The organism is Streptomyces sp. NPDC050560 (genome assembly GCF_044457285.1).
In the GTDB taxonomy this organism is placed as follows: Bacteria; Actinomycetota; Actinomycetes; order Streptomycetales; family Streptomycetaceae; genus Streptomyces.
On the sequence record NZ_JBITGT010000018.1, the window covers coordinates 20,697 to 40,852 of the forward strand.

Consider the following 20,156-nt stretch of genomic DNA (forward strand, 5'->3'; position numbering starts at 1 on the left):
GTGCCGAGATCGAACGGGATGACCTGGTCCGCCCTCATGGCGGCGGGCGCGGGCGCCGCCTACCTCAGCGGCGGCGGCATGGGCGGCCGGGAGTTCGCCTTCACCGCGGTGAGCACCTGTGTCGCCTACCGGGGCCTGGACTCCTGGGTGTTCATCGGCGTGGGCCGGCTGCTGCACGCCGCCTGGGACGTGGTGCACGCCGTCAAGGGCAGCCCGCTGATCCCCTCCGCGGAGCACTCCTCGCTCGGCTGCGCCATCTGCGACCCGGTGATCGCGCCGTGGTGCCTCAGGCGCGGACCCACCCTGCGCCCGCGGCCACGCGGCGCCGGGCGCGCGGCGGCGGAGCGGGGGGCGTAGCCGGTGACTGTCCGCCGACCCCGGATGAGCTGCTGGTCACAGTTCGGCCGGTGCTCAGGGCCAGGTCGGCAAGCTGATCTCCGTTCGTCATCTCACGGCCGCCCGGCTTCGGTTACTTCTCCATAGCTTCGTTGCGTTTGAAGTATCCACCCTGGAAGGACCCCTATGTCCACGGACAGTGACATACCCTCACAGGATGCGGACGGGCACAGCCGCCGAGGCTTCCTGCGCAACACGGCACTGGCCGGTGCCGGGACGGCGGCCGCAGGTGTCGGCGCCACCGTGCTCGGTGCCGCCCCGGCGTCCGCGGCCGAGGCCGCCAGGAGCGGCGGCGGCACCTGGAGACCCGACGCCACCGCCCTCCAGTTCACCCTCGCGGTCATGCCGGACACCCAGTACCTGTACTGGGGCAGCCAGGACAGTGTGAACAGGACGCCGCAGGAGGAGTCGTTCCGCTACGTCATCGACCACAGCGGACCCGGCGGCGGCGACAACATCGTGTTCATGGCGCACCTCGGCGACCTGACACAGGACGCCGACCCGTCGTCGTTCCGGCAGGTCGACAAGGCGTTCACCCTGCTGGACAAGCACGGTGTCGCGTACAGCGTGCTGGCGGGCAACCACGACGTGACCGGCGACGACAGCCGCGGCGACTCGCCGTACCTGCGGACCATGGGCCCGCACCGGTTCAGACGCTCCCGGACGTTCGCCGGTGCCGACGCGACCGGCTACAACACCGCGCACATCTTCCAGGCCGCAGGCCGCTCATGGCTGGTGCTCGCCCTGGACTGGCGCACCACCGACCAGGGCTTCGCCTGGGCCGACAAGGTCATCAAGGCCCATCCGAGGACCCCGGTGATCCTCACCACCCACGACCTCGTCCACTCGACCTACGACGACAACGTCTTCCCCTACGAGTCGGGCGACCCGGAGGACAACGCCGCGCTCGCCGACTACGGCCGGACGGTGTGGGACAAGCTGGTCGACCACAACGACCAGGTCTTCCTGACCCTCAACGGCCACTACTGGCCGCCCGGGCGCACGACCAGGAAGAACGCCGCGGGCAACGACGTGTACCTGCACATGACGAACTACCAGAACCGGTACTTCGGCGGCGGCGGGATGCTCAGGCTCTACCACTTCGACCTGGCCCGCGACACCATCGACGTCGAGACGCTCAACCCGTGGGTCCTGGCGCAGCAGCCGGAGTCCCGCAGCGGGCTGGCCGCCGAACTCTCCAGGATCAGCGGCCCCGTCGACACCTTCTCCCTCCCCATCGACTTCGAGAAGCGCTTCTCCGGCTTCGCCCCGGTGGGCGCCAGGCCCGCACGCCCCGCCAGGAGAGAGCTGGTCAGGGGCACGGTGGCGTACTGGCGCTTCGACGGGCAGGGCGCGCCAGGCACCGCGCTCGCCGAGGGCGACACCGTCCGCGACCTGTCGGGCAGCGGCAACGACCTGACGGTGGTGACCGTCCCCGGCACCGCCGCCTCCGCGCTGACCTGGTCCGACGACCACCACCCCGACCAGCCGGGGCACGCGAGCCTGACGTTCGCGGGCGGCAGGAACCCGCTCCACGGCAGCTATCTGACCACCGGCGCGAAGGCCCCGCTGAACGCGGAGACGTTCAGGAGCGGCTACACCATCGAGACGTTCGTCATGATGCCGCTCGACTGGGACGCCACCGACAACGGCTTCGCGTCGATCCTCAGCCGCCGCGGCTCCGCGGGCGCCGCGGGCAAGCACGGCAGGAACACCGACCCGGACGAGCCGCTGGCCCAGCTCTCCATCTCGAACAACGGCCGCGAGCCGCAGTTCAACCACTACCCGCTGAACGACACCTACCCGACGACCAACTGGGGCCACGGCCTGGTGGAGTCCCGGTGGTGGCACCTCGCCGTGGTCAACGACGGCCGGTTCACCAGGCTGTACGTCGAGGGCGCCCCCGTCGTCGACAACCCCGACCGGGTGTCGGTCGGCCTCACCACGCTCGGCAGGCCCTGGCTGTTCGGCGGCCACGAGAACGCCGACGCCGTCGACATCGTCTTCCACGGCAGCGTCGGCGACACCCGTATCGTGAACCGCCCCCTGCGCGGCGACGAGTTCCTGACCGCGAGGTAGGACCCGCGCCGCGGCACACACCCTCTTCCCCGGGCCGCTCGCCGGGGGCGGGGGACACCCCTGGACGACAGCGGCGGCGCCCCCGGGAACGGGTGGCGCCGCCGCGACGGAGTTCCCGGCCGGGTCAGCCGCCCTGCTGGTACTCGTACACGGTCGTGCTGACCATGCAGACCCCGGGCGAGACGACCTGGGCGCGCAGGACGCCGGAGCCCGGGTGGTAGTCGACACCCTCGGTCTCGAACGTGCCGGTGCAGACGCTCTCCTGCGGCAGCGGCCCGAGTTCGCTGACCTTGCCGGTGACCTGCTCGCCGTCGAGTGCGTGCGGCAGGTCGACCTGGAGCAGCGGGCGCGCGTCCGGCCACAGGTCGGTGGCCGCGTCGTCGGACACGCACACCAGCCGGGTGTCCGTGACGAAGTCACAGCCCTGGATGTCGCGCACCGGGTGGTCGAGGGAGATCTGCCCCGCCTGCGGCAGGGTGCCGCCGGTCTTCGGGGTGGACGGGTTCAGCAGCGGCGCGGGGAAGACCTGGAGCCGGTCCTGGTCGCCCCACTCGCCCGACACCAGCCACTGGTTGTCGGGAGACACCGCGGCGAAGGAGTTGTTGATCTTCTCGCCCGTGTCGAGGGGGTGCGTGTACTCGTAGCGCTGCCCGTCGGGGGTGGTCACCGCGAACATCTTCGACGTCCCGTCGTCGGGGCCCTGGTAGGCGTCGAAGACGTCGCCGTCGGCGATGTCGGGGTCACCGACGTGGTTCCAGCCCTTGACCCGCAGCTCCAGCGGGATCGAGGCGAGCCCCCGGTACAGCAGCGAGCCGTCGTCGTACGTGGCGAGCCCCTCGCCCCCGGTCAAGGAGTTCACCGTCGAGCTGCCGGTACGCACCCAGCCGGAGGGGTCGGCGAACGCGGCGGCGGCGCACACCGCCGTCAGCGCCGCGGCTCCCAGGAGCGCCGTGCCCGCTCTGGCGGCGGTGCGGGTACGGGGACGCAAGCGTCTCATCTTCACTGTCACCTCGTCAGTTCCGCAGTGGGGAACCCGAGCCTAGAACCCCGCACCCCGCCGCACTACCCCTGGGTAACAAACCTGCCCCGAACGCCCGTTGAACGTGCGAGGCGGGTCTGGCCGTACGGGCAGACCCGCCGAGGGCGGCGGCCGGCGCCCTCGCGGGACCGGCCGCCGCGCGGCTCACACCGTCTTCGCCAGGTGCTCGGCGAGCAGCCGGGAGAAGCGTGCCGGGTCGGCGAGGTCGCCGCCCTCCGCCAACAGGGCGGTGCCGTAGAGGAGTTCGGCCGTCTCCGGCAGGCCCTCCGCGTCCGCGGACCGCTCGTGCGCCGCGCGCAGCCCGGTGACCAGCGGGTGGTCGGGGTTCAGCTCCAGGATGCGCTTGACCGGCGGCAGCTCCTGGCCCATCGCCCGGTACATCTTCTCCAGCGTGGGCGTGATGCCGCCCTCGTCGCCGACGAGGCAGGCCGCGGAGGTGGTGAGCCGGGTCGAGAGGCGTACCTCCTTGACCTGCTCCTCCAGGGTCTTGCCGAGCCAGGACAGCAGCGGCGCGTACTCCTCGACGCGCTCCTCGGCCGGCTTCTCGTCGGTCGCGGACAGGTCCACCTCGCCACGCGCGACGGACTGGAACCTGTGGCCCTCGTGCTCCGCGACGGTCTCGACCCAGATCTCGTCGACCGGGTCCGTCAGCAGCAGCACCTCGAAGCCCCGCGCCTTGAACGACTCCAGATGGGGCGAGTTCTCCACCTGCGACCGGCTCTCGCCGGTGATGTAGTAGATCTCGTCCTGCCCCTCCTTCATCCGCCCGGTGTACTCGGCGAGGGTGGTGGGCTCCTCGCCCGCGGTGGACGCGAACGAGGCGATGTCCAGGATGGCGCCGCGGTCCTCCGCCTCCCCGAGCAGGCCCTCCTTGACCGCGCGCCCGAACTCCCGCCAGAACGTGCGGTACTTCTCGGTGTCGTTCGCCATCAGGTCCTTGACCGTGGCCAGGACCTTCTTCGCGAGGCGGCGCCTGATCAGATGGATCTGCCGGTCCTGCTGAAGGATCTCCCGTGAGATGTTCAGCGACAGGTCGGCGGCGTCCACCACGCCCCGCACGAACCGCAGGTAGTCGGGCACCAGCTCCTGGCTGTCGTCCATGATGAACACGCGCTTCACGTACAACTGGACGCCGTGCTTGCCGCCCTGCTGGTACAGGTCGTGCGGCGCGCGCGCCGGGATGAACAGCAGCGCCTCGTACTCGAAGGTGCCCTCGGCCCGCATCCGCACGGTCTCCAGCGGATCGGTCCAGTCGTGGCTGATGTGCCGGTAGAACTCGCTGTACTCCTCGTCCTTCACCTCGGAACGCGGCCTGGCCCACAGGGCCTTCATCGAGTTCAGGGTGGACTCGCCCATCCGGATGGGGAACGAGATGAAGTCCGAGTACTTCTTGACGAGTTCGCGGATCTTCGCGGTGTCCGTATAGTCGTGGAGCGCGTCCTCCTCGTCCGCGGGCCGCAGGTGCACGGTCACCGCGGTGCCCACCGGAAGGTCCGTGGTGTCCTCGACGGTCTCGATCGTGTACGTGCCCTCGCCCGACGACTCCCAGCGCGTCCCGGTGTCCTCCCCGGCCTTGCGGGTGACGAGGCCGACCCGGTCGGCCACCATGAAGGTCGCGTAGAAGCCGACGCCGAACTGGCCGATCAGCTCCGCCGACTCCCCGTTCTCGCGGTTCGCGCGCATCCTGCGCAGCATCTCGGCCGTGCCCGACCTGGCGATGGTGCCGATGAGGCCGACGACGTCGTCACGGGACATGCCGATGCCGTTGTCCCGCACGGTCAGCGTCCTGGCCTCCTCGTCGACCTCCAGACGGATGTGCGGGTCGTCCGTCTTCAGGGCCTCGTCGGTGAGCGCGGCGAGCCGCCTCTTGTCGAGGGCGTCGGAGGCGTTGGAGATCAGCTCGCGCAGGAAGATGTCCTTGTTCGAGTAGATCGAGTGGACCATCAACTCCAGGAGCTGGCGCGCCTCGGCCTGGAACTCCAGCGTCTCGGTGGTCATGAACTCCCTTACTCCCTTACTCCCGGGTGCCTTCGGTTCGGGTCGTTTTCCCCCCTCGGAGGATATAGCTCGCACACCCCCGCCGTGCGGCGTCCCGGCAACCCCGGTCCGCAGGTGGGGAGGGGCGTACGACGCGGCAGGGAAAGGGGCGTACGACGCGGCCGGGAAAAGCGGGTGCGGGCCGCGGCGGCGCCCCGCTACCCTCCTGGCGTACCGCGCGCCGCCTCCGGGCGGTCCGCGCACCGTGACGAGCGAGGGGAGTCCGGCCGTGCGCCACCGCACCGCTGCCGCCGTCCCCCCGTCACGCTTCGAGGTGATCCTGGTGTCTTCGCCCGCCCGGTGCCGGCTGCGCGGCCGGACCGGACGCCCGTGACGCACGCCTGACCAGGGCCCGGCCCCGGTCGGCCGCTGCCCGCACGGGAATCGCGCCGTCCACCGTGGACTACCGAGGAGAGGCCGAAGGGCCATGCGTGCCAACCGCAACCACACCGCTCCCGCAGCGCGGACACCGCTGTCCGCCGTACGCAACCTGGGCATCCTCGCCCATGTCGACGCGGGCAAGACCACCGTCACCGACCGCTTCCTGTACCTGGCCAAGGCCACCCACAAGCGCGGCGAGGTCCACGACGGCACCACCGTCACCGACTTCGACTCCCAGGAGCGCGACCGCGGCATCACCATCTTCGCCGCGGCCGTCAGTTGCGACTGGGACGGGCACAGGATCAACCTCATCGACACCCCCGGACACGTCGACTTCGCCGACGAGGTCGAGCGCTCGCTGCGGGTCCTCGACGGCGCCGTAGCCGTCTTCGACGCCGTCGCCGGGGTCGAGCCGCAGAGCGAGTCGGTGTGGCGGCAGGCGGACCGGTACGCCGTCCCCAGGATCGCCTTCGTGAACAAGCTGGACCGCGCGGGGGCCGACCTGGACACCGCCGTCGAGTCGATCAGACGCCGACTGCACCCGGTGCCGCTCGCCGTGCAGCTCCCCATCGGGGCCGAGGACGGCTTCAGGGGCGTCGTCGACCTGACACGGATGCGCGCCCTGATCTGGGCCGACGGCGCCGAGGCCCCCGAGGAGGGCCCGGTGCCCGGCGCGCTGGCCGAGGAGGCCGCGCGGCGGCGCCGACTGCTCGACGAGGCGGTGGCGGAGCTGCACCCCCGCGCCCTCGACGAGTTCTGCGCCGACGGCACGGTGTCCACCGCCACCCTGGTGCGGGCGCTGCGCGAGCTGACCCGCACCGGCGACGCCCTCGTGGTGCTCTGCGGCTCCGCCTACCGGGGCCGCGGCATGGAGCCGCTGCTCGACGCCGTCGTCGCGTATCTGCCCGCGCCGCCGGACGTGCCGCCGGTGCGCGGCACCCACCGCGGCGAGCCGCGGGAGCGGCCCGCCGACCCGGCGGCGCCGCTGGCCGCGCTCGCCTTCAAGGTGGCCGCGACCGCCACGGGACGGCTGACGTACCTGCGGGTGTACTCGGGAACGCTCGGAAAGGGGGACACCGTGCTCGACGCCACCACCGGCCGCACCGAGCGCGTCGGCCGGGTGCTGCGAGTCCAGGCCGACCGGCACACCGAGGTGGACCGCGCCAGGGCAGGCGACATCGTCGCCGTCGTCGGACTGCGCACCGCCCGCGCCGGTACCACCCTGTGCGCGCCCGGCGCGCCGCTGCTGCTCGAACCGCCCACCGCGCCCGAGCCCGTGGTGTCGGTGGCGGTCGAGGCGCGCCGCGCCACCGACACCCAGCGGCTGTCGGCCGCCCTCGCGCGGCTGGTCGAGGAGGACCCCTCGCTCGCCGTGCGCACCGATCCCGACACTGGCCAGACCCTGCTGTCCGGGATGGGCGAACTCCACCTGGAGGTGGCCGTGGAGAAGATCCGCAGGGCCCACGGCATCGAGGCCGCCGTGGGCGGCCCGAAGGTCTCCTACCGGGAGACGGTGGCCCGCGGGGTGACGGGGTTCGGGTACCGGCACGTCAAACAGGACGGCGGTGCCGGGCAGTTCGCCCATGTCGTCCTCGACGTCGCCCCGCTCGACAGGGAAACCGGCGGCGACGGCGCGGAGTTCGCGTTCGCGTCCACCGTCGTCGGCGGCCGGGTGCCGCAGGAGTACGCCCGCGCGGTCGAGGCGGGCTGCCGCGACGCGCTCGCCGAGGGGCCGCTCGGCGGGCACCGGGTCAGCGGGGTGCGGGTCACCCTGACCGACGGGGCCACCCACCCGAAGGACTCGTCGGAGATGGCGTTCCGCGCCGCGGGCAGGTTCGCGCTCCGCGAGGCGCTGCGGGCCAGCGCCATGGTGCTGCTCGAACCGGTGGCCGAGGTCACCGTGACCGTGCCCGACGACGCACTCGGCGTGGTCCTCGGCGACCTCGCGGCGCGCCGGGGCCGGGTCTCGGGCTCGTGGGCCAGGGCGGGCACCACGGTGGTGACCGCCACCGTGCCGCTCGCCGAGGTGTTCGGCTACGCGACCCGGCTGCGCGGCAGGACCCACGGCCGTGGCACCTTCACCGCGAGGCCGAGCGGCTACGCCCCGGCGCCCGCGAAGGACGCCGGCGCCGCCGCGGCCGGCTGACGCCGGGTGTGCGGCCCCTCCCACACGGGCGGGGCCGCACACCGTGGGTCAGTGGCCCCCGGGGTCCCGCCCCCGGGACGTCAGCAGCAGCGCCGCCGCGCGCGCCCGGTCGGCCGGGGCGGGGGAGCGCTCCACCTGGGCGGCGGTGATGGCGCCCTCGACCAGCAGGTGGACGCCCTCGGCGACCGCGGGGGAGTGCCCCTCGGCCAGCGGGACGCCGGTCACCACCTCATGGAACACGCGCTTGTGGCGCAGCGCCTCGGCGGCGATCGCCTCGTTGGTGGGGCCGAGTTCGCCGTAGGCGTTCATCCAGGCGCAGCCCCTGAAGCCCGGCTCGGCGCACCAGTCGCGCAGCCAGTCGAAGAGCGCGGCCACCCGCGCCCCGGGCCCGGCCGCGTCGACGCGCGCCCCGATCACCGCCATCATGCGGTCGTGCCTGCGCCGCAGGAACGCGCACACCACCTCGTCCTTGCCCGGGTAGAGCGCGTAGATCCGCTTCAGCGGCAGCTCTGCGGCGGTGCGCAGCTCCGCCATGCTCACGGCCTGGATGCCCCGTGCGTAGAACACGCGCTCCGCCGCTTCGAGCAGCCGGTCGCGCGCACGCTCGTCGTCGGGGGCCTCGGACGCCATGAAACCTCCAGGACCGGGACGGAAAACGATCTTCAGAGATTAGCAGCAGCGCGGCACCGGTCCCCGGCCCGCCGACCGGTGCCGACCGCACCCCGCCGCGGTGCGCACAGGGGCCCGGCGGGCCCGTGCGTCCCGATGCCCGTACGACGTATTGACTCGCCCAGGGGCCCTCAATAGAGTCTCCCGCCATCGCGTCTGAATCGATTCATCCCCCGCTCTCCCGTACGGGCCCCCTGCTCCGTGCCGTACGAGTCCCCGGTGATCGCGCGCAAGGAGCCGCCCCGCCATGGAGTCCACCCCGGCACACCCCAGCCGCAGACAGGTGGTGCGCGGCGCGGCCGTCGCCGCGGGGGCGCTCGCCGCGGGCGGTGCCGGGGCGGGCGGGGCCGCCGCGGCGGCAGGGCACGGGGGCGCGCGGCCCGTCACCGGGGCGCTGCGCGCCGACGACCTGGTCGACCCGTGCGGCATCGACGACACCGCGCCCCTGCTCTCCTGGCAGGTCACCTCGCCGGAACGCGGCGAGCGGCAGGGCGCGGTGGAGGTCCAGGCCGCCTCCACCGCCGCCGCGCTCGCGGCCGGGCGGCCCGACCTCTGGTCGAGCGGCCGTGTCGAGGGCCCCCGGCAGTCCCTGCCCTACGGCGGCAGGAGACTCGGCTCCCGGGACCTGGTGCACTGGCGCGCCCGCACCTGGGACACCCACGGCCGGGTCTCCGCGTGGAGCCGCACCGCCACCTTCGAACTCGGCCTGACCACCCCGGAGGACTGGGCGGACGCCGCGTGGATCACCGGACCCGGCTGGACCTCAGGCGACGCGCCGCACACCGCGCTCCCGGTCCTGGTGGGCGAGTTCACCGCGCGCCGCGCCGTGGCGCGCGCCCGGCTCCATGTGGCAGGCGGCGGCATCTTCGTGTGCAGCGTCAACGGCGAGGCCGCGGGCGACGAGGTGCTCGAACCCGCGAACACCGTCCTCGCCCGGCACGCCGAGTACGCCACCTACGACGTCACCCGGCTGCTGCGCCGCGGCCGCAACGCCGTCGGGATCAGGCTCGGCACCGGCATCGACGACGTAGCGGACACCGAGGGCCGCTACACCAAGTTCACCGGCACCATGTGCGCGCCACGCGCCGTCGCACGCCTGGAAGTCCTGTACACCGACGGCTCCCGCGACGCGCTCGCCACCGGCGACGGCTGGGCGGCCGCCGAGGGCCCGACCACCCTGGCGCACTGGTACGGCGGCGAGGACCACGACGCCCGCCGCGCCCTCCCCGGCTGGGACCTGCCGGGCACCGACAGGAGCGGCTGGGACCGCGCGGCCGTGGTCGGGCCGCCCGCCGGCACCACCCGGCTGACCGGGCGCGCGGCGCCCCCGCTGCGCGTCGTCGACACCCTGGACGCCACCCTGCTCGCCGGTCCCGCCGAGGGCGTGCTGCTCTACGACACCGGCACCAACGCGGCGGGCTGGCCCGAGATCACCGTCGAGGCACCGTCCGGCACGGTGGTGTCGGTGTACCCGGCGGAGCGGCTGAAGGACGGCCGCGTCGACCAGTCGGGCTCGGGGCAGCCGGTGTTCAACACCTTCACCGGCGACGGCCGCCGCCACATCTGGCACCCGGAGTTCGTCTACCAGGGCTTCCGCTACTTCGAGGTGCGCGGTGTCACCGACGGCGTACGGGTCACCGGGGCACGCGCGCTGGTGATCCGCGCCGACAACGCCCCCGGGGGCACGTTCCGTTCGTCGGACGACGTGGTGGACGGTGTGCACCGGCTGTGCGACCGCGCGATACAGAGCAACATGTACAGCGTCCTCACCGACTGCCCGCACCGCGAGAAGCTGGGCTGGATGGAGCAGAACCAGCTCGTGTTCGGCGCGGTGGCCCGCAACTACGACATCGCCGCCTACGCCCGCGGCATCGTGCGCACCATCGCCGACGCCCAGCTCCCCTCGGGCCTTGTGCCGGACATCGCGCCCGAGTACACGGTGTTCTCCGGCGGCTTCCGCGACGACCCCAACTGGGGCTCCGCGATGATCCTGATGCCCTGGCAGATGTACCGGCACTACGGCGACACCCGCACCCTCGAAGCCCACTACGCCGGTATGCGCGGCTATCTGCGCCACCTGGACTCCAGGGCCGTCGACGGGCTCGTGGTGTACGACGAGGGGCTCGGCGACTGGGCGGAGCTGCTGAGCGGCGACGCGCGGACCGACGTCGAACTGGTCGCCAACTTTGGCTACTTCAGGGCCACCGAGGGCATGGCGAACATCGCCGCGGTACTCGGCAGGGACGCCGACGCCCGGGAGTTCGGGGCGGCGGCCGACGCCGTCAGGGACGCCTTCCGGGCGCGCTGGTACGACCCCGAGGGCCGCACCGTGGCCACCGGCACCCAGGCGTCGCTGGCGCTCGCGCTCGACATCGGGGCGGTGCCACGGGAGGACGAGGACGCGGTGTTCGAGGCGCTGGTGGCCGCGGTCACCGCCAACGACACCCATCTCGACGTCGGCGAGATCGCCCTGCCCTCCGCGCTGCGGGTACTGGCCGCGCACGGCAGGAACGACCTGGTGCACACCCTCGTCACCCAGCCCACGGCGCCCGGTTACGGTTACTTCGTGGCACAGGGCGCCACCTCGCTCCCCGAGTTCTGGGACATGGCCAACTCGCTCAACCACTTCATGCTCTCCGCGGTGGACGAGTGGTTCTCCTCCCAACTCGCCGGTATCCAGCAGGCCGACGGCTCGGCGGGCTTCCGGGAACTGGTGGTGCGCCCCGCGGTCGTCGGCGGTGTCACCCACGCCGCCGCGACGTACGAGAGCCCGTACGGCACCGTCGGCTCGTCCTGGGAGACGGACGCCGAGGGCGTGGTGACGCTCGACGTGCGGGTGCCGTTCGGCGCCACCGCCACGGTGTACGTACCGCTGGGGCGGCGCCCGCCGCGGCCACCGCGCGGCCCCGCGGGCGCACGGGCGCGGGGCGTGCGGACCTGGGCGGACGGAAAGCCGTACGCGGTGTTCTCGGTCGGCTCGGGGGAGTGGCGTTTCACCGGGGGGTGACCGCGGGGGCCGCGCGGCCCGTTCCCGTGGGGGGAACTCGCGGGCCGCGCGGCCCCCGCCCGTGCCGGGCGCGCCGCCGGGCTACTCGGGGGCCTTGCTCCACTCGTCGACGGTGGTGATGCCGGCCTGGCGCGGGAACACCTTCTCCACCAGGACCCGGTGCACCTCCTCGTCCGGGTCGTAGCAGCCGTCGGAGAGCACGGTGAGCCGGAAGTCGAGGTCGGCGGCCTGCCGCAGGGTGGACAGCACCACACCGCTGGTGGCGATGCCGGACAGCACCAGATGGCGGATGCCGCCCGCGCGCAGCACCATGTCGAGGTCGCTGCCCGCGAAGGCGCTCACCCGCTTCTTGGTGACCACCGTCTCGCCCTCGGCGGGCACGACGGCAGGGTGGTTGGCCGAGCCCGGGTCCTGCGCGGTGAACACACCGTCGGGCATGGCGCCGAAGGACTTGTTGGCGGCGCTGATCTCGGGGTGCCCGGCGCGGAAGCCGATGACGACGTGGATCACCCGCACCCCGGCGCCGCGCGCCGCTTCGACGGCGCGGGCGAGCCGCGGCACATAGCCTTCGTCCTCGACGCGTCCCGTGATGCCCTGCTGGACGTCCATCACCAGCAGTGCGGTGTCCTTGGTGTCGCTCATGGGGAAACTGCCTCTCTCATAACGGTCGGTGACGGAACGTCACGTTCGTCGGCCCGGATACGGGCCTGTGGAAGGGGGGCTGAGGGGGGTGCGTCGGGGGTGGCCGCTCCCGGGGCTACTTCTCCGCGGCGGGCGCCGCGCCCAGCGACCGGTCGAGGACCGTCACCAGCAGGAACACCGCCGCGACGGCGATCAGGAACCAGGCCAGGTGGTGCAGCCCCGGGGTGTCGGCGCGCTCCGGGAAGAAGGCGCCGCCCGCGGCGGACGACACGATGGCGCCGAGGTAGCCGAAGGTGCGCAGCAGCCCCGCAGACGACGCCATGCGCTCGGGCTCCGCCTGGTAGTACACGGCGTTCTGGAAGGCGAGGCCGTTGAGCCCCTGGGGCACGCCGAGCACGAACGCGACGGCGAGCAGCAGCACGAAGGGGCTGTCGGGCGCCAGCGCGAGCAGCATCACACAGGCCGCGAGCTGCCCCACCGCGCCCGTGAGCAGCTTGCCGCGGATCTCGGTGCGGCGCCCGGTCGCCGTGGACACCACGATCGCGACGCAGAACAGCGGCAGCAGCGCGACCCCGGCCCGCGAGGCGCCGAGGCCCCGCCCGTCCTCCATCCACTGGGTGTACCCGTAGAGGAAGGAGTACGAGACGACGTACGCGAGCAGGGCGCGCCCGTAGGTCAGCAGCAGCGGGGAGTTGCCCGCGAGCACCCTGAGGTCGATGAACGGCTTCGGGGCCCGCAGCTCCCGTATCGCGAAGCCCGCGGCCGCGGCCGCCGCCAGCGCGAGCAGGTACCAGTTGCCGGGCGCCGGGCTCATCAGGAACAGCAGCAGGGACAGCAGCGCCGCCGCGAAGAGCGCCATGCCCGCCGGGTCGAGTTCGGCCAGCGGCCGTGTGCTGCCCGCGGTGCGCGGCGGCGTCGTCTTCGGCAGCCGGAGCAGTCCGAGGGCGCCCGCGGCGAGTGCCAGCGGGATGTTCACGGCGAGGGTGGTGCGCCAGCCGCCGAGGTCGATCAGCAGCCCGCCGAGCGAGGGGCCGATGACCGCGATGGTCTGGTTGGTGACCGCGAGCGCGGTCAGCACCCCCGCCGGGCTGTCGTGCCCGGTGCGCCTCGCCTCGCTGCGTATCAGGTACATGGCGGCCGGGTAGCCGGCGCAGGTGCCGAAGCCGAGGATGGCGCGGGCGGCGATCAGCACGCCCAGGTTCGGCGCGAGGGCGCCGACGACGCCCGCGACGCCGGTCAGCAGGGTGCCCGCGAGGAACAGCCGACGCGGCCCGAACAGGTCGATCAGCCGTCCCACCACGGGCTGGCCTATGGACGTCGCCAGATAGAGCGCGGAGATCAGCCATGCGGTGCTCGACGGTGGGGCGCCGAACGCGGCGCCGATCGGGACGAGCGACACCGAGATGATCGACGAGTTCACCGGGTTCAGTACCGAGCCCAGCATCATCGGGGCCAGCAGCCTGCGGTCGAACGCGGTCGCGCCACCGCTCCCGGCGCCGGGGCGCAGCCTGCCCACCAGCCGTGCGAACGGGGTGGTCACGGGCCGATCAGCCTCTCGACCAGCGCCATGGCCTCGATGACGGTCGCGCGCTCCGCCTCCGTGCACTTCTCTTCGAGCGCCGTCGCCAGCCACTCCTCGCCCAGCCTGCGCCGGTCGGTGAGGAACGCGGCGCCCGCCGCGCTGAGCGCCACCAACTGCCTGCGGCGGTCGCCGGGGTCGGGGCTGCGGGTGATCATGCCGCGCTCGTCGAGGACGGCGAGGGTGGCGGCGATCGACTGGGGCCGCACCCCCTCGGCTGCCGCGAGATCGCTCGCGGACATCGGGCCCTGCCGGTTCAGCCGGCTGACCGCGGAGGTCTGGGAGGGCGTGAACCCCTCGGTGTCGTACGTCTCCTTCAGCCGCCTGCGCAGCCTGCTGAAGACGATCCGCAGCTCACGGGCGGCGCGCACGGCGGATTCCGACGCCGTTCCGTTCTCTGGCATGCCCCCACCGTAAAACCTTCAGCTTGGCCTGTCCAGTTTCGGCTGAACAGGCTGGGCTGTCGATATGGGAGGGGGCGTGTCATGACGAAGCGGCGGCCCCGGCAACGGTCTGCCGGGGCCGCCGCCCCCTGGGGAAGGGGTTCGGCTACCAGCGATACCAGCGCCCCCTGCGGCCGCCGGACGCGGCGGGGCGGATGACGAAGCCGAGCAGCCATACGACGGCCACCACCACGGCGATCCACCACAGCGCCTGAACGGCGAAGCCGGCGCCGAAGAGGATCAGAGCCAGCAGCAGCACGACAAGCAGAGCAACCATGTCAATTACCTCCAAAAGGTCCCTCAGGCAGAAGGTTCCCCGAAATCCCCCCGCCATGACTCCCGGTTGCCCCGCTCCCCGCCGACCACGCACCGCCGGGGCGGAACCGGCCCCGCACCGGCGGGACGGTGGCTAGGGGCGGACCCCCGCCGCGAACGGCACCCCGGCTTCGGCCCGTTCCGCCGCCGGGGCCGTCGGGCGGGTCCACAGGCCGCGGCGCGCCAGCAGCGGCAGCACCCCCTCGCCGAACCAGTACGCCTCCTCGACGTGCGGGTGCCCCGACATGATGAACTCGTCGATGCCGAGCGCGTGGTACTCGGCGATACGGTCGGCCACCTCCGCATGGCTGCCCACCAGCGCCGTCCCCGCGCCGCCGCGCACCAGGCCGATCCCGGCCCACAGGTTGGGCGACACCTCCAGGCGCTCCGTACTGCCGCCGTGCAGCGCCAGCATCCGGTGCTGCCCCTCCGACTCGCTGCGCGAAAGCCCCTCCTGCACCGCGCGCACCGCTTCCTCGGAGAACCCGTCGAGCAGCCGCCGCGCCTGCGCCCACGCCTCCTCGGCGGTGTCCCTGGCGATCACGTGCAGCCTGATGCCGAAGCGCGGGGCGCGGCCCTCGCGGGCCGCGAGGCCCCGTATCCACTCGGTCTTCTCGGCGACCTGCGCGGGCGGCTCCCCCCAGGTGAGGTACACGTCCGCGTGCGCCGCCGCGACCCGGCCCGCCGCCGCCGACGAGCCGCCGAAGTACACCGGCGGCACCGGGTCGGGCACCCGCCCCAACTCGGCGCCCTGCACCTGCAGATGCTCGCCCCTGAAGGTGACGCTGCCGCCGCGCCACAGCCGCCGCGTGATCTCCAGGAACTCCCCGGTGCGCGCGTACCTGGCCTCCTTGTCGAGGAAGTCCCCATAGCCGCGCTGCTCATGGCTCTCGCCGCCGGTCACCACGTTGAGCAGCAGCCGCCCGCCGGAGTGCCGTTGGAAGGTCGCCGCCATCTGCGCCGCGAGCGTGGGGGAGAGCAGCCCGGGGCGGAACGCCACGAGGAACTTCAGGCGCTCGGTCTCCCGCGCGAGCATCGCGGTGGTCAGCCAGGCGTCCTCGCACCAGGCGCCGGTCGGGGTGAGCGCCCCGGCGAAGCCGAGCTGTTCGGCGGCGCGGCCGATCTGGGCGAGGTACCCCAGATCCGCGGGGCGGTGCCCGCCCGCGGACCCGGTCGGGACGCCGTGCCCGCCGCCGACGACATGGCGGCTGTCTCCGTACGTGGGCAGGAACCAGTGGAAGGTGAGGCTCACGGGGCTCTCCGGGGGTGGCGGGACGGGGGCGTGGCCTGCCGCGGGGTCACAGCAGGCCGTGTCTGGGGGGCCTGGTGCCGTTCAGGGCGTACCGGCCCAGGTGCTGGACCTTCCAGCGGACCGGGTCGTGCAGGGAGTGGGTGCGCGCGTCGCGCCAGAAGCGGTTCAGGTTGAGCCCCTCCTGGGCTGCCCTGGTCCCGGCAAGATCGAACAGCGCGCTGCCCGACTCGACGGCCGCGCGCGCCGCCTCCGCCCTGGCCGCCGCGACCGCGAGCGACGCCGTCGCCGCGGTCTCGTCGGTGAGACCGGCCGCGGCGGTGTCCACCGCGTCGGCCGCGGCGGCGAGCAGCGCCTCGGCGGCCCGCACCCGCAGGTCAAGTTCGCCGAACTGCTGGATCAGCAGCGGGTCCTGCGCGGCGGTCTCGACACCGCTCTCGAACCACGGCCTGCTTCTGGTGCGCACGAACTCCGCGGCCTCCCCGAGCGCCGCCCTCGCCAGCCCCGCGTCGATCGCGGCATGAAGCAACTGGGCGTTGGCGCCGTGCAGTTGAGGCCCCTGGAAGGTGAGGTGATGGGGGACGACCCGGTCGTCCGCCACCGCCACGCCCGCCAGCCGCACCGTGCCGCTCGCGGTGGTGCGCTGCCCCATGCCGTCCCAGTCGTCGACGACGGTGACCCCGGGCGCGCCGCGCTCCACGTACGCCACGTGCAGCGCGTCACCCGCGCCGCGCGCGAGCACCGGTATCCAGTGCGCGAACAGCGCCCCGGTGGCGTAGTGCTTCTCACCGGTCAGCAGATGGCCGCCCGCGCCGTCCGGGGTGAGCCGGGTGCGGTAGTCCTGGATGTGCCTGCCGCCGCGCTCCGACTGGGCGTTGCCGAAGCCGCGCCCGGCCAGCACCTCTCCGAAGAAGAACTCGCGCTGCGCCCGACTGCCCTGCGCGCGCAGCACGTTGACGTACACGAAGTGGTTCTGCGGGAGCTGCGCGAGGCTGGCGTCGGCGGTGGCGAGCAGCCGGAACACCTCCGCGAGGGTGCGCGCCGACACCTCGGCGCCGCCGCAGGAGCGCGGCACGGTGACGCCGAGCAGCCCCGACGCCGTGAGCCGCGCCATCTCCTCGCGCGGCAGCAGCCGTTCCGCGTCCCTGCGGGCGGCGCCGGGACGGAACGCGTCGGCGAGACGGGCCGCCACGGCGAGCGCCTCGGCGTCGGAGGCGATGACATGGACGGGGCGGGCGGAGGCGGCGGGCAAGGACACGGGCAGCTCCGGGGGCGGCGGACGGGACGGGCGGGGGCGGCCCGGGTGCACGGGGCACCCCCGCCCGGTACGGGGCCACGGCAGGTGGGACGCCGGGCGCCGGTCAGAGTGCGGCGGCGGGCCGCCAGGGCGCTCCGGGGTGGTCGCGGCGGCCGGTCAGGGGTGGTCGCGGTGGCCGGTCAGGGGCGGATACACAGGGCGCTCGACACGCGTACGAGGTCGACATGGCGGCGGCAGGTCAGCTCCCACAGATCCCGCACCGGCGCGTCACCCCCTCGTCCGTCCCTGCCGTACACCACCCTGGCTCCCGCTCGCCCCCGCACACCGGGGGCCTGGAGTCGGGCCGCTCGGCTCCTGACGATACGCCCGGGGGGCGGCCCCGTACATGAGGCGTCGGCCGTCCGCGCCCCGCACGGCATGGTCGTACACGGCGCCGAGGAGCACGTGCGGGACGGCAGCGCCGCCGTCGATTCTCAGGAGTTTCGAAGCGGGCACCAAGGCCGCTCTCATCACCGCCGACCAGCATGCTGGACATGACCGTAGCTGTGTCCCCGCCGACCCCGTACGCGCCGCCGACCGCGCCTGCCGCGGGCCGGGGCGTGCTGCCGCGCCCCGAGCGGGAGCCGCGGCGGCCCGACGGCGGCCCGGTGCGCGTCCTCGTCGTCGACGACGAGGCGCCCCTCGCCGACCTGCTCTCGCTCGCCCTCGGCTACGAGGGCTGGGAGGTCAGGGCCGCGCCCGACGGCGCGGGAGCGCTGCGCACCGCCCGCGCCTGGCGCCCCGACGCGGTCCTGCTCGACGTGATGCTGCCCGACATGGACGGCCTCACCGTGCTCGGCCGGCTCCGCGCCGACCTGCCCGGCATCCCGGTGCTCTTCCTGACCGCAAGGGACGCGGTCGAGGACCGTATCGCGGGGCTCACCGCGGGCGGCGACGACTACGTCACCAAGCCGTTCAGCCTCGCCGAGGTCGTCGCCAGGCTCCGCGGGCTGCTGCGGCGCGCCGCCGCAGCCGCGCCCCCGCCGGGCGCCCTGCTCACCGTCGGTGACCTCGTCCTCGACGAGGACAGCCACGAGGCATGGCGCGGCGGCGACGAGATCTCCCTCACCGCCACCGAGTTCGAGCTGCTGCGCTACCTCATGCGCAACCCGCGCCGGGTGCTCAGCAAGACCCAGATCCTCGACCGCGTCTGGTCCTACGACTTCGGCGGCCAGGCCAATGTCGTCGAGCTGTACATCTCCTATCTGCGCCGCAAGATCGACCGCGGCCGGGCCCCGATGATCCACACGAGGCGCGGCGCCGGGTACCTGATCAAGGCGGCGGAGTAGCGGCGGGCGCCATGGCACCACGCACACTCCGCGGGCGCCTGCCCCGGGTGGGCCGGTGGTCGCTGCGTACCCGGCTCGTGGTCTCCGCGGTGCTGCTGATCGCCGTCGTCGGCTCCGTGATCGGCGTGGTCACCGCCGTCGCACTCCACTCCTACCTGCAAGGCGGCCTCGACAAGCGGCTTGAGGAGTCCGTGCACAGGTCCTTCGGGCCGCCCCCGCAGCGCGGGCGCGACGACGGGCCCTCGCTCGACTTCGTGGCGCTGCCCGGGCAGCCACTCGACACCGTCGGCGCCCTCGTCGACCACGGCACGATCAGCAGCGGCGCGAGGAACACCGACTCCTCGTCCCGGCAGCCCGCGGGACACCTCACCGCCCTCACCGGGGCCCAGCTCGCCGCCCTGCGCGCCGTGCCCAGGGACGGCCACCCGCACACCGCCACCCTGCCGGGGCTCGGCGACTACCGGGTCGAGGCGGGGGCACGCGCCGACGCGACCGGGGCGGGAGCGGGGGACCCCGCGGTGGTGGTCGGGCTGCCGCTCCACGGCGTCCAGGACACCGTGGGCACCCTGGTGCTCGTCGAGGCGTCCGTCACCGCCGCGGGACTCGTCGCGGCCGGCCTCACCGGCACCGCCATGGTCTCCCTCGCCCTGCGCCCGCTGCGCCGGGTCGCCGCCACCGCCACCCGCGTATCCGAACTGCCTTTGCACCGCGGCGAGGTGGCACTCGACGAGCGGGTACCGGCCGCCGAGGCCGACGGCCGCACCGAGGTCGGCCAGGTCGGCGCCGCGCTCAACCGGCTGCTCGGCCACGTCGCCGACGCGCTCGCCGCCCGCCAGGAGAGCGAGACCCGGGTACGCAGATTCGTCGCCGACGCCGGGCACGAACTGCGCACCCCGCTCGCCGCCATCCGCGGCTACGCCGAGCTGACCAGGCGCGGCGACGAGGAGATCGGCCCCGCCACCCGGCACGCGCTGCGCCGCGTCGAGTCGGAGGCCGAGCGGATGACGGAGCTGGTGGAGGACCTGCTGCTGCTCGCCAGGCTCGACGCCGGCCGCCCCCTGCTGCCCGCGGACACCGACCTGTCCGCACTGCTCGTGGACGCCGTGAGCGACGCCCACGCCGCGGGCCCCGGGCACCGCTGGCGCCTCGAACTCCCGCCGGAGCCGGTACGCGCCCACGCCGACCGGCACCGGCTGCACCAGGTGCTGGCCAACCTCCTCGCCAACGCCCGCACCCACACCCCCGCGGGCACCACCGTCACCGCACGGCTGCGCCGGGACGGGACGCGGGTGCGCATCGAGGTCGAGGACGACGGGCCCGGCATTCCCGAGGAGCTGCGCCCCCGCGTCTTCGAGCGGTTCGCACGCGGCGACGCGTCCCGCTCCCGCGCCGCGGGCAGCACCGGCCTCGGCCTCGCCATCGTGCGCGCCGTCGTCGGCGCCCACCGGGGCACCGTCGAACTGGCGGGCGGCGCGGGACACACCGTGTTCCGCGTCACCCTGCCCACCGCCCCACCGCCCTGACCAGGCAGAACGCCACGACCCCCGGACTCACAGGCCCACCACAGGCTCGGCACACCCCCATGACA

General features: G+C 73.7%; 15 protein-coding genes. 6 read left to right on the plus strand and 9 right to left on the minus strand.

Features of this window, described 5'->3' with window-relative positions; genetic code table 11:
* Nucleotides 1–18 precede the first annotated feature (18 nt).
* Together ACIBIW_RS31700 and ACIBIW_RS31705 are read left to right on the plus strand one after the other, a co-directional pair.
* A complete protein-coding gene (locus ACIBIW_RS31700; RefSeq protein ID WP_399341124.1) occupies nt 19–357 on the plus strand; it encodes a DUF6010 family protein in 339 nt (112 codons plus the stop codon).
* 165 nt (nt 358–522) lie between these two features.
* Entirely contained in the window at nt 523–2,475 is a 1,953-nt protein-coding gene (locus ACIBIW_RS31705) for a LamG-like jellyroll fold domain-containing protein (protein ID WP_399341126.1), read from the plus strand.
* Between the two features lie 124 nt (nt 2,476–2,599).
* Here ACIBIW_RS31705 and ACIBIW_RS31710 read toward each other — a convergent pair whose 3' ends face one another.
* Together ACIBIW_RS31710 and htpG are read right to left on the minus strand one after the other, a co-directional pair.
* Nucleotides 2,600–3,472 carry a hypothetical protein gene (locus ACIBIW_RS31710; RefSeq protein ID WP_399341128.1) on the minus strand — a complete coding sequence of 291 codons (873 nt, stop codon included), beginning with the start codon at nt 3,470–3,472 and terminating at the stop codon, nt 2,600–2,602.
* Between the two features lie 186 nt (nt 3,473–3,658).
* Nucleotides 3,659–5,512, minus strand: a complete 1,854-nt coding sequence (htpG, locus tag ACIBIW_RS31715; protein WP_399341129.1) for a molecular chaperone HtpG — start codon at nt 5,510–5,512, stop codon at nt 3,659–3,661.
* Nucleotides 5,513–5,978: 466 nt separating this feature from the next.
* Between htpG and fusA the strand changes: the two genes are divergently transcribed.
* Nucleotides 5,979–8,078, plus strand: coding sequence for an elongation factor G (fusA, locus tag ACIBIW_RS31720; RefSeq protein WP_399341132.1), 2,100 nt, complete (start codon nt 5,979–5,981; stop codon nt 8,076–8,078).
* A gap of 48 nt (nt 8,079–8,126) precedes the next feature.
* On the opposite strand, the gene ACIBIW_RS31725 is transcribed toward fusA, so the two are convergent.
* The gene (locus ACIBIW_RS31725; protein WP_399341134.1) at nt 8,127–8,708 is read right to left on the minus strand and encodes a TetR/AcrR family transcriptional regulator; all 582 of its coding nucleotides are present in this window, start codon (nt 8,706–8,708) and stop codon (nt 8,127–8,129) included.
* Nucleotides 8,709–8,994: 286 nt separating this feature from the next.
* Between ACIBIW_RS31725 and ACIBIW_RS31730 the strand changes: the two genes are divergently transcribed.
* Nucleotides 8,995–11,754 (plus strand): family 78 glycoside hydrolase catalytic domain, encoded by a 2,760-nt coding sequence (locus ACIBIW_RS31730; protein WP_399341136.1) that lies wholly within the window; start codon nt 8,995–8,997, stop codon nt 11,752–11,754.
* A gap of 81 nt (nt 11,755–11,835) precedes the next feature.
* On the opposite strand, the gene ACIBIW_RS31735 is transcribed toward ACIBIW_RS31730, so the two are convergent.
* The 6 genes from ACIBIW_RS31735 to ACIBIW_RS31760 form a co-directional block, all read right to left on the minus strand.
* Nucleotides 11,836–12,396 carry a cysteine hydrolase family protein gene (locus ACIBIW_RS31735; protein WP_399341137.1) on the minus strand — a complete coding sequence of 187 codons (561 nt, stop codon included), beginning with the start codon at nt 12,394–12,396 and terminating at the stop codon, nt 11,836–11,838.
* 115 nt (nt 12,397–12,511) lie between these two features.
* The gene (locus tag ACIBIW_RS31740) at nt 12,512–13,936 is read right to left on the minus strand and encodes an MFS transporter (protein ID WP_399341139.1); all 1,425 of its coding nucleotides are present in this window, start codon (nt 13,934–13,936) and stop codon (nt 12,512–12,514) included.
* A complete protein-coding gene (locus ACIBIW_RS31745; RefSeq protein ID WP_399341140.1) occupies nt 13,933–14,379 on the minus strand; it encodes a MarR family winged helix-turn-helix transcriptional regulator in 447 nt (148 codons plus the stop codon). The genes ACIBIW_RS31740 and ACIBIW_RS31745 overlap by 4 nt, the downstream gene beginning before the upstream one ends.
* A 145-nt stretch (nt 14,380–14,524) precedes the next feature.
* Nucleotides 14,525–14,695, minus strand: coding sequence for a hydrophobic protein (locus tag ACIBIW_RS31750; RefSeq protein WP_399341142.1), 171 nt, complete (start codon nt 14,693–14,695; stop codon nt 14,525–14,527).
* Nucleotides 14,696–14,827: 132 nt separating this feature from the next.
* Complete coding sequence (locus ACIBIW_RS31755) at nt 14,828–15,985, minus strand: LLM class flavin-dependent oxidoreductase (protein WP_399341144.1); 1,158 nt, start codon at nt 15,983–15,985, stop codon at nt 14,828–14,830.
* Nucleotides 15,986–16,031: 46 nt separating this feature from the next.
* Nucleotides 16,032–17,240 (minus strand): SfnB family sulfur acquisition oxidoreductase, encoded by a 1,209-nt coding sequence (locus tag ACIBIW_RS31760; RefSeq protein WP_399341146.1) that lies wholly within the window; start codon nt 17,238–17,240, stop codon nt 16,032–16,034.
* A 533-nt stretch (nt 17,241–17,773) separates the two neighbouring features.
* Between ACIBIW_RS31760 and ACIBIW_RS31765 the strand changes: the two genes are divergently transcribed.
* A complete protein-coding gene (locus tag ACIBIW_RS31765) occupies nt 17,774–18,568 on the plus strand; it encodes a response regulator transcription factor (RefSeq protein ID WP_399341148.1) in 795 nt (264 codons plus the stop codon).
* Between the two features lie 11 nt (nt 18,569–18,579).
* A complete protein-coding gene (locus tag ACIBIW_RS31770) occupies nt 18,580–20,091 on the plus strand; it encodes a sensor histidine kinase (protein WP_399341150.1) in 1,512 nt (503 codons plus the stop codon).
* Nucleotides 20,092–20,156 lie beyond the last annotated feature (65 nt).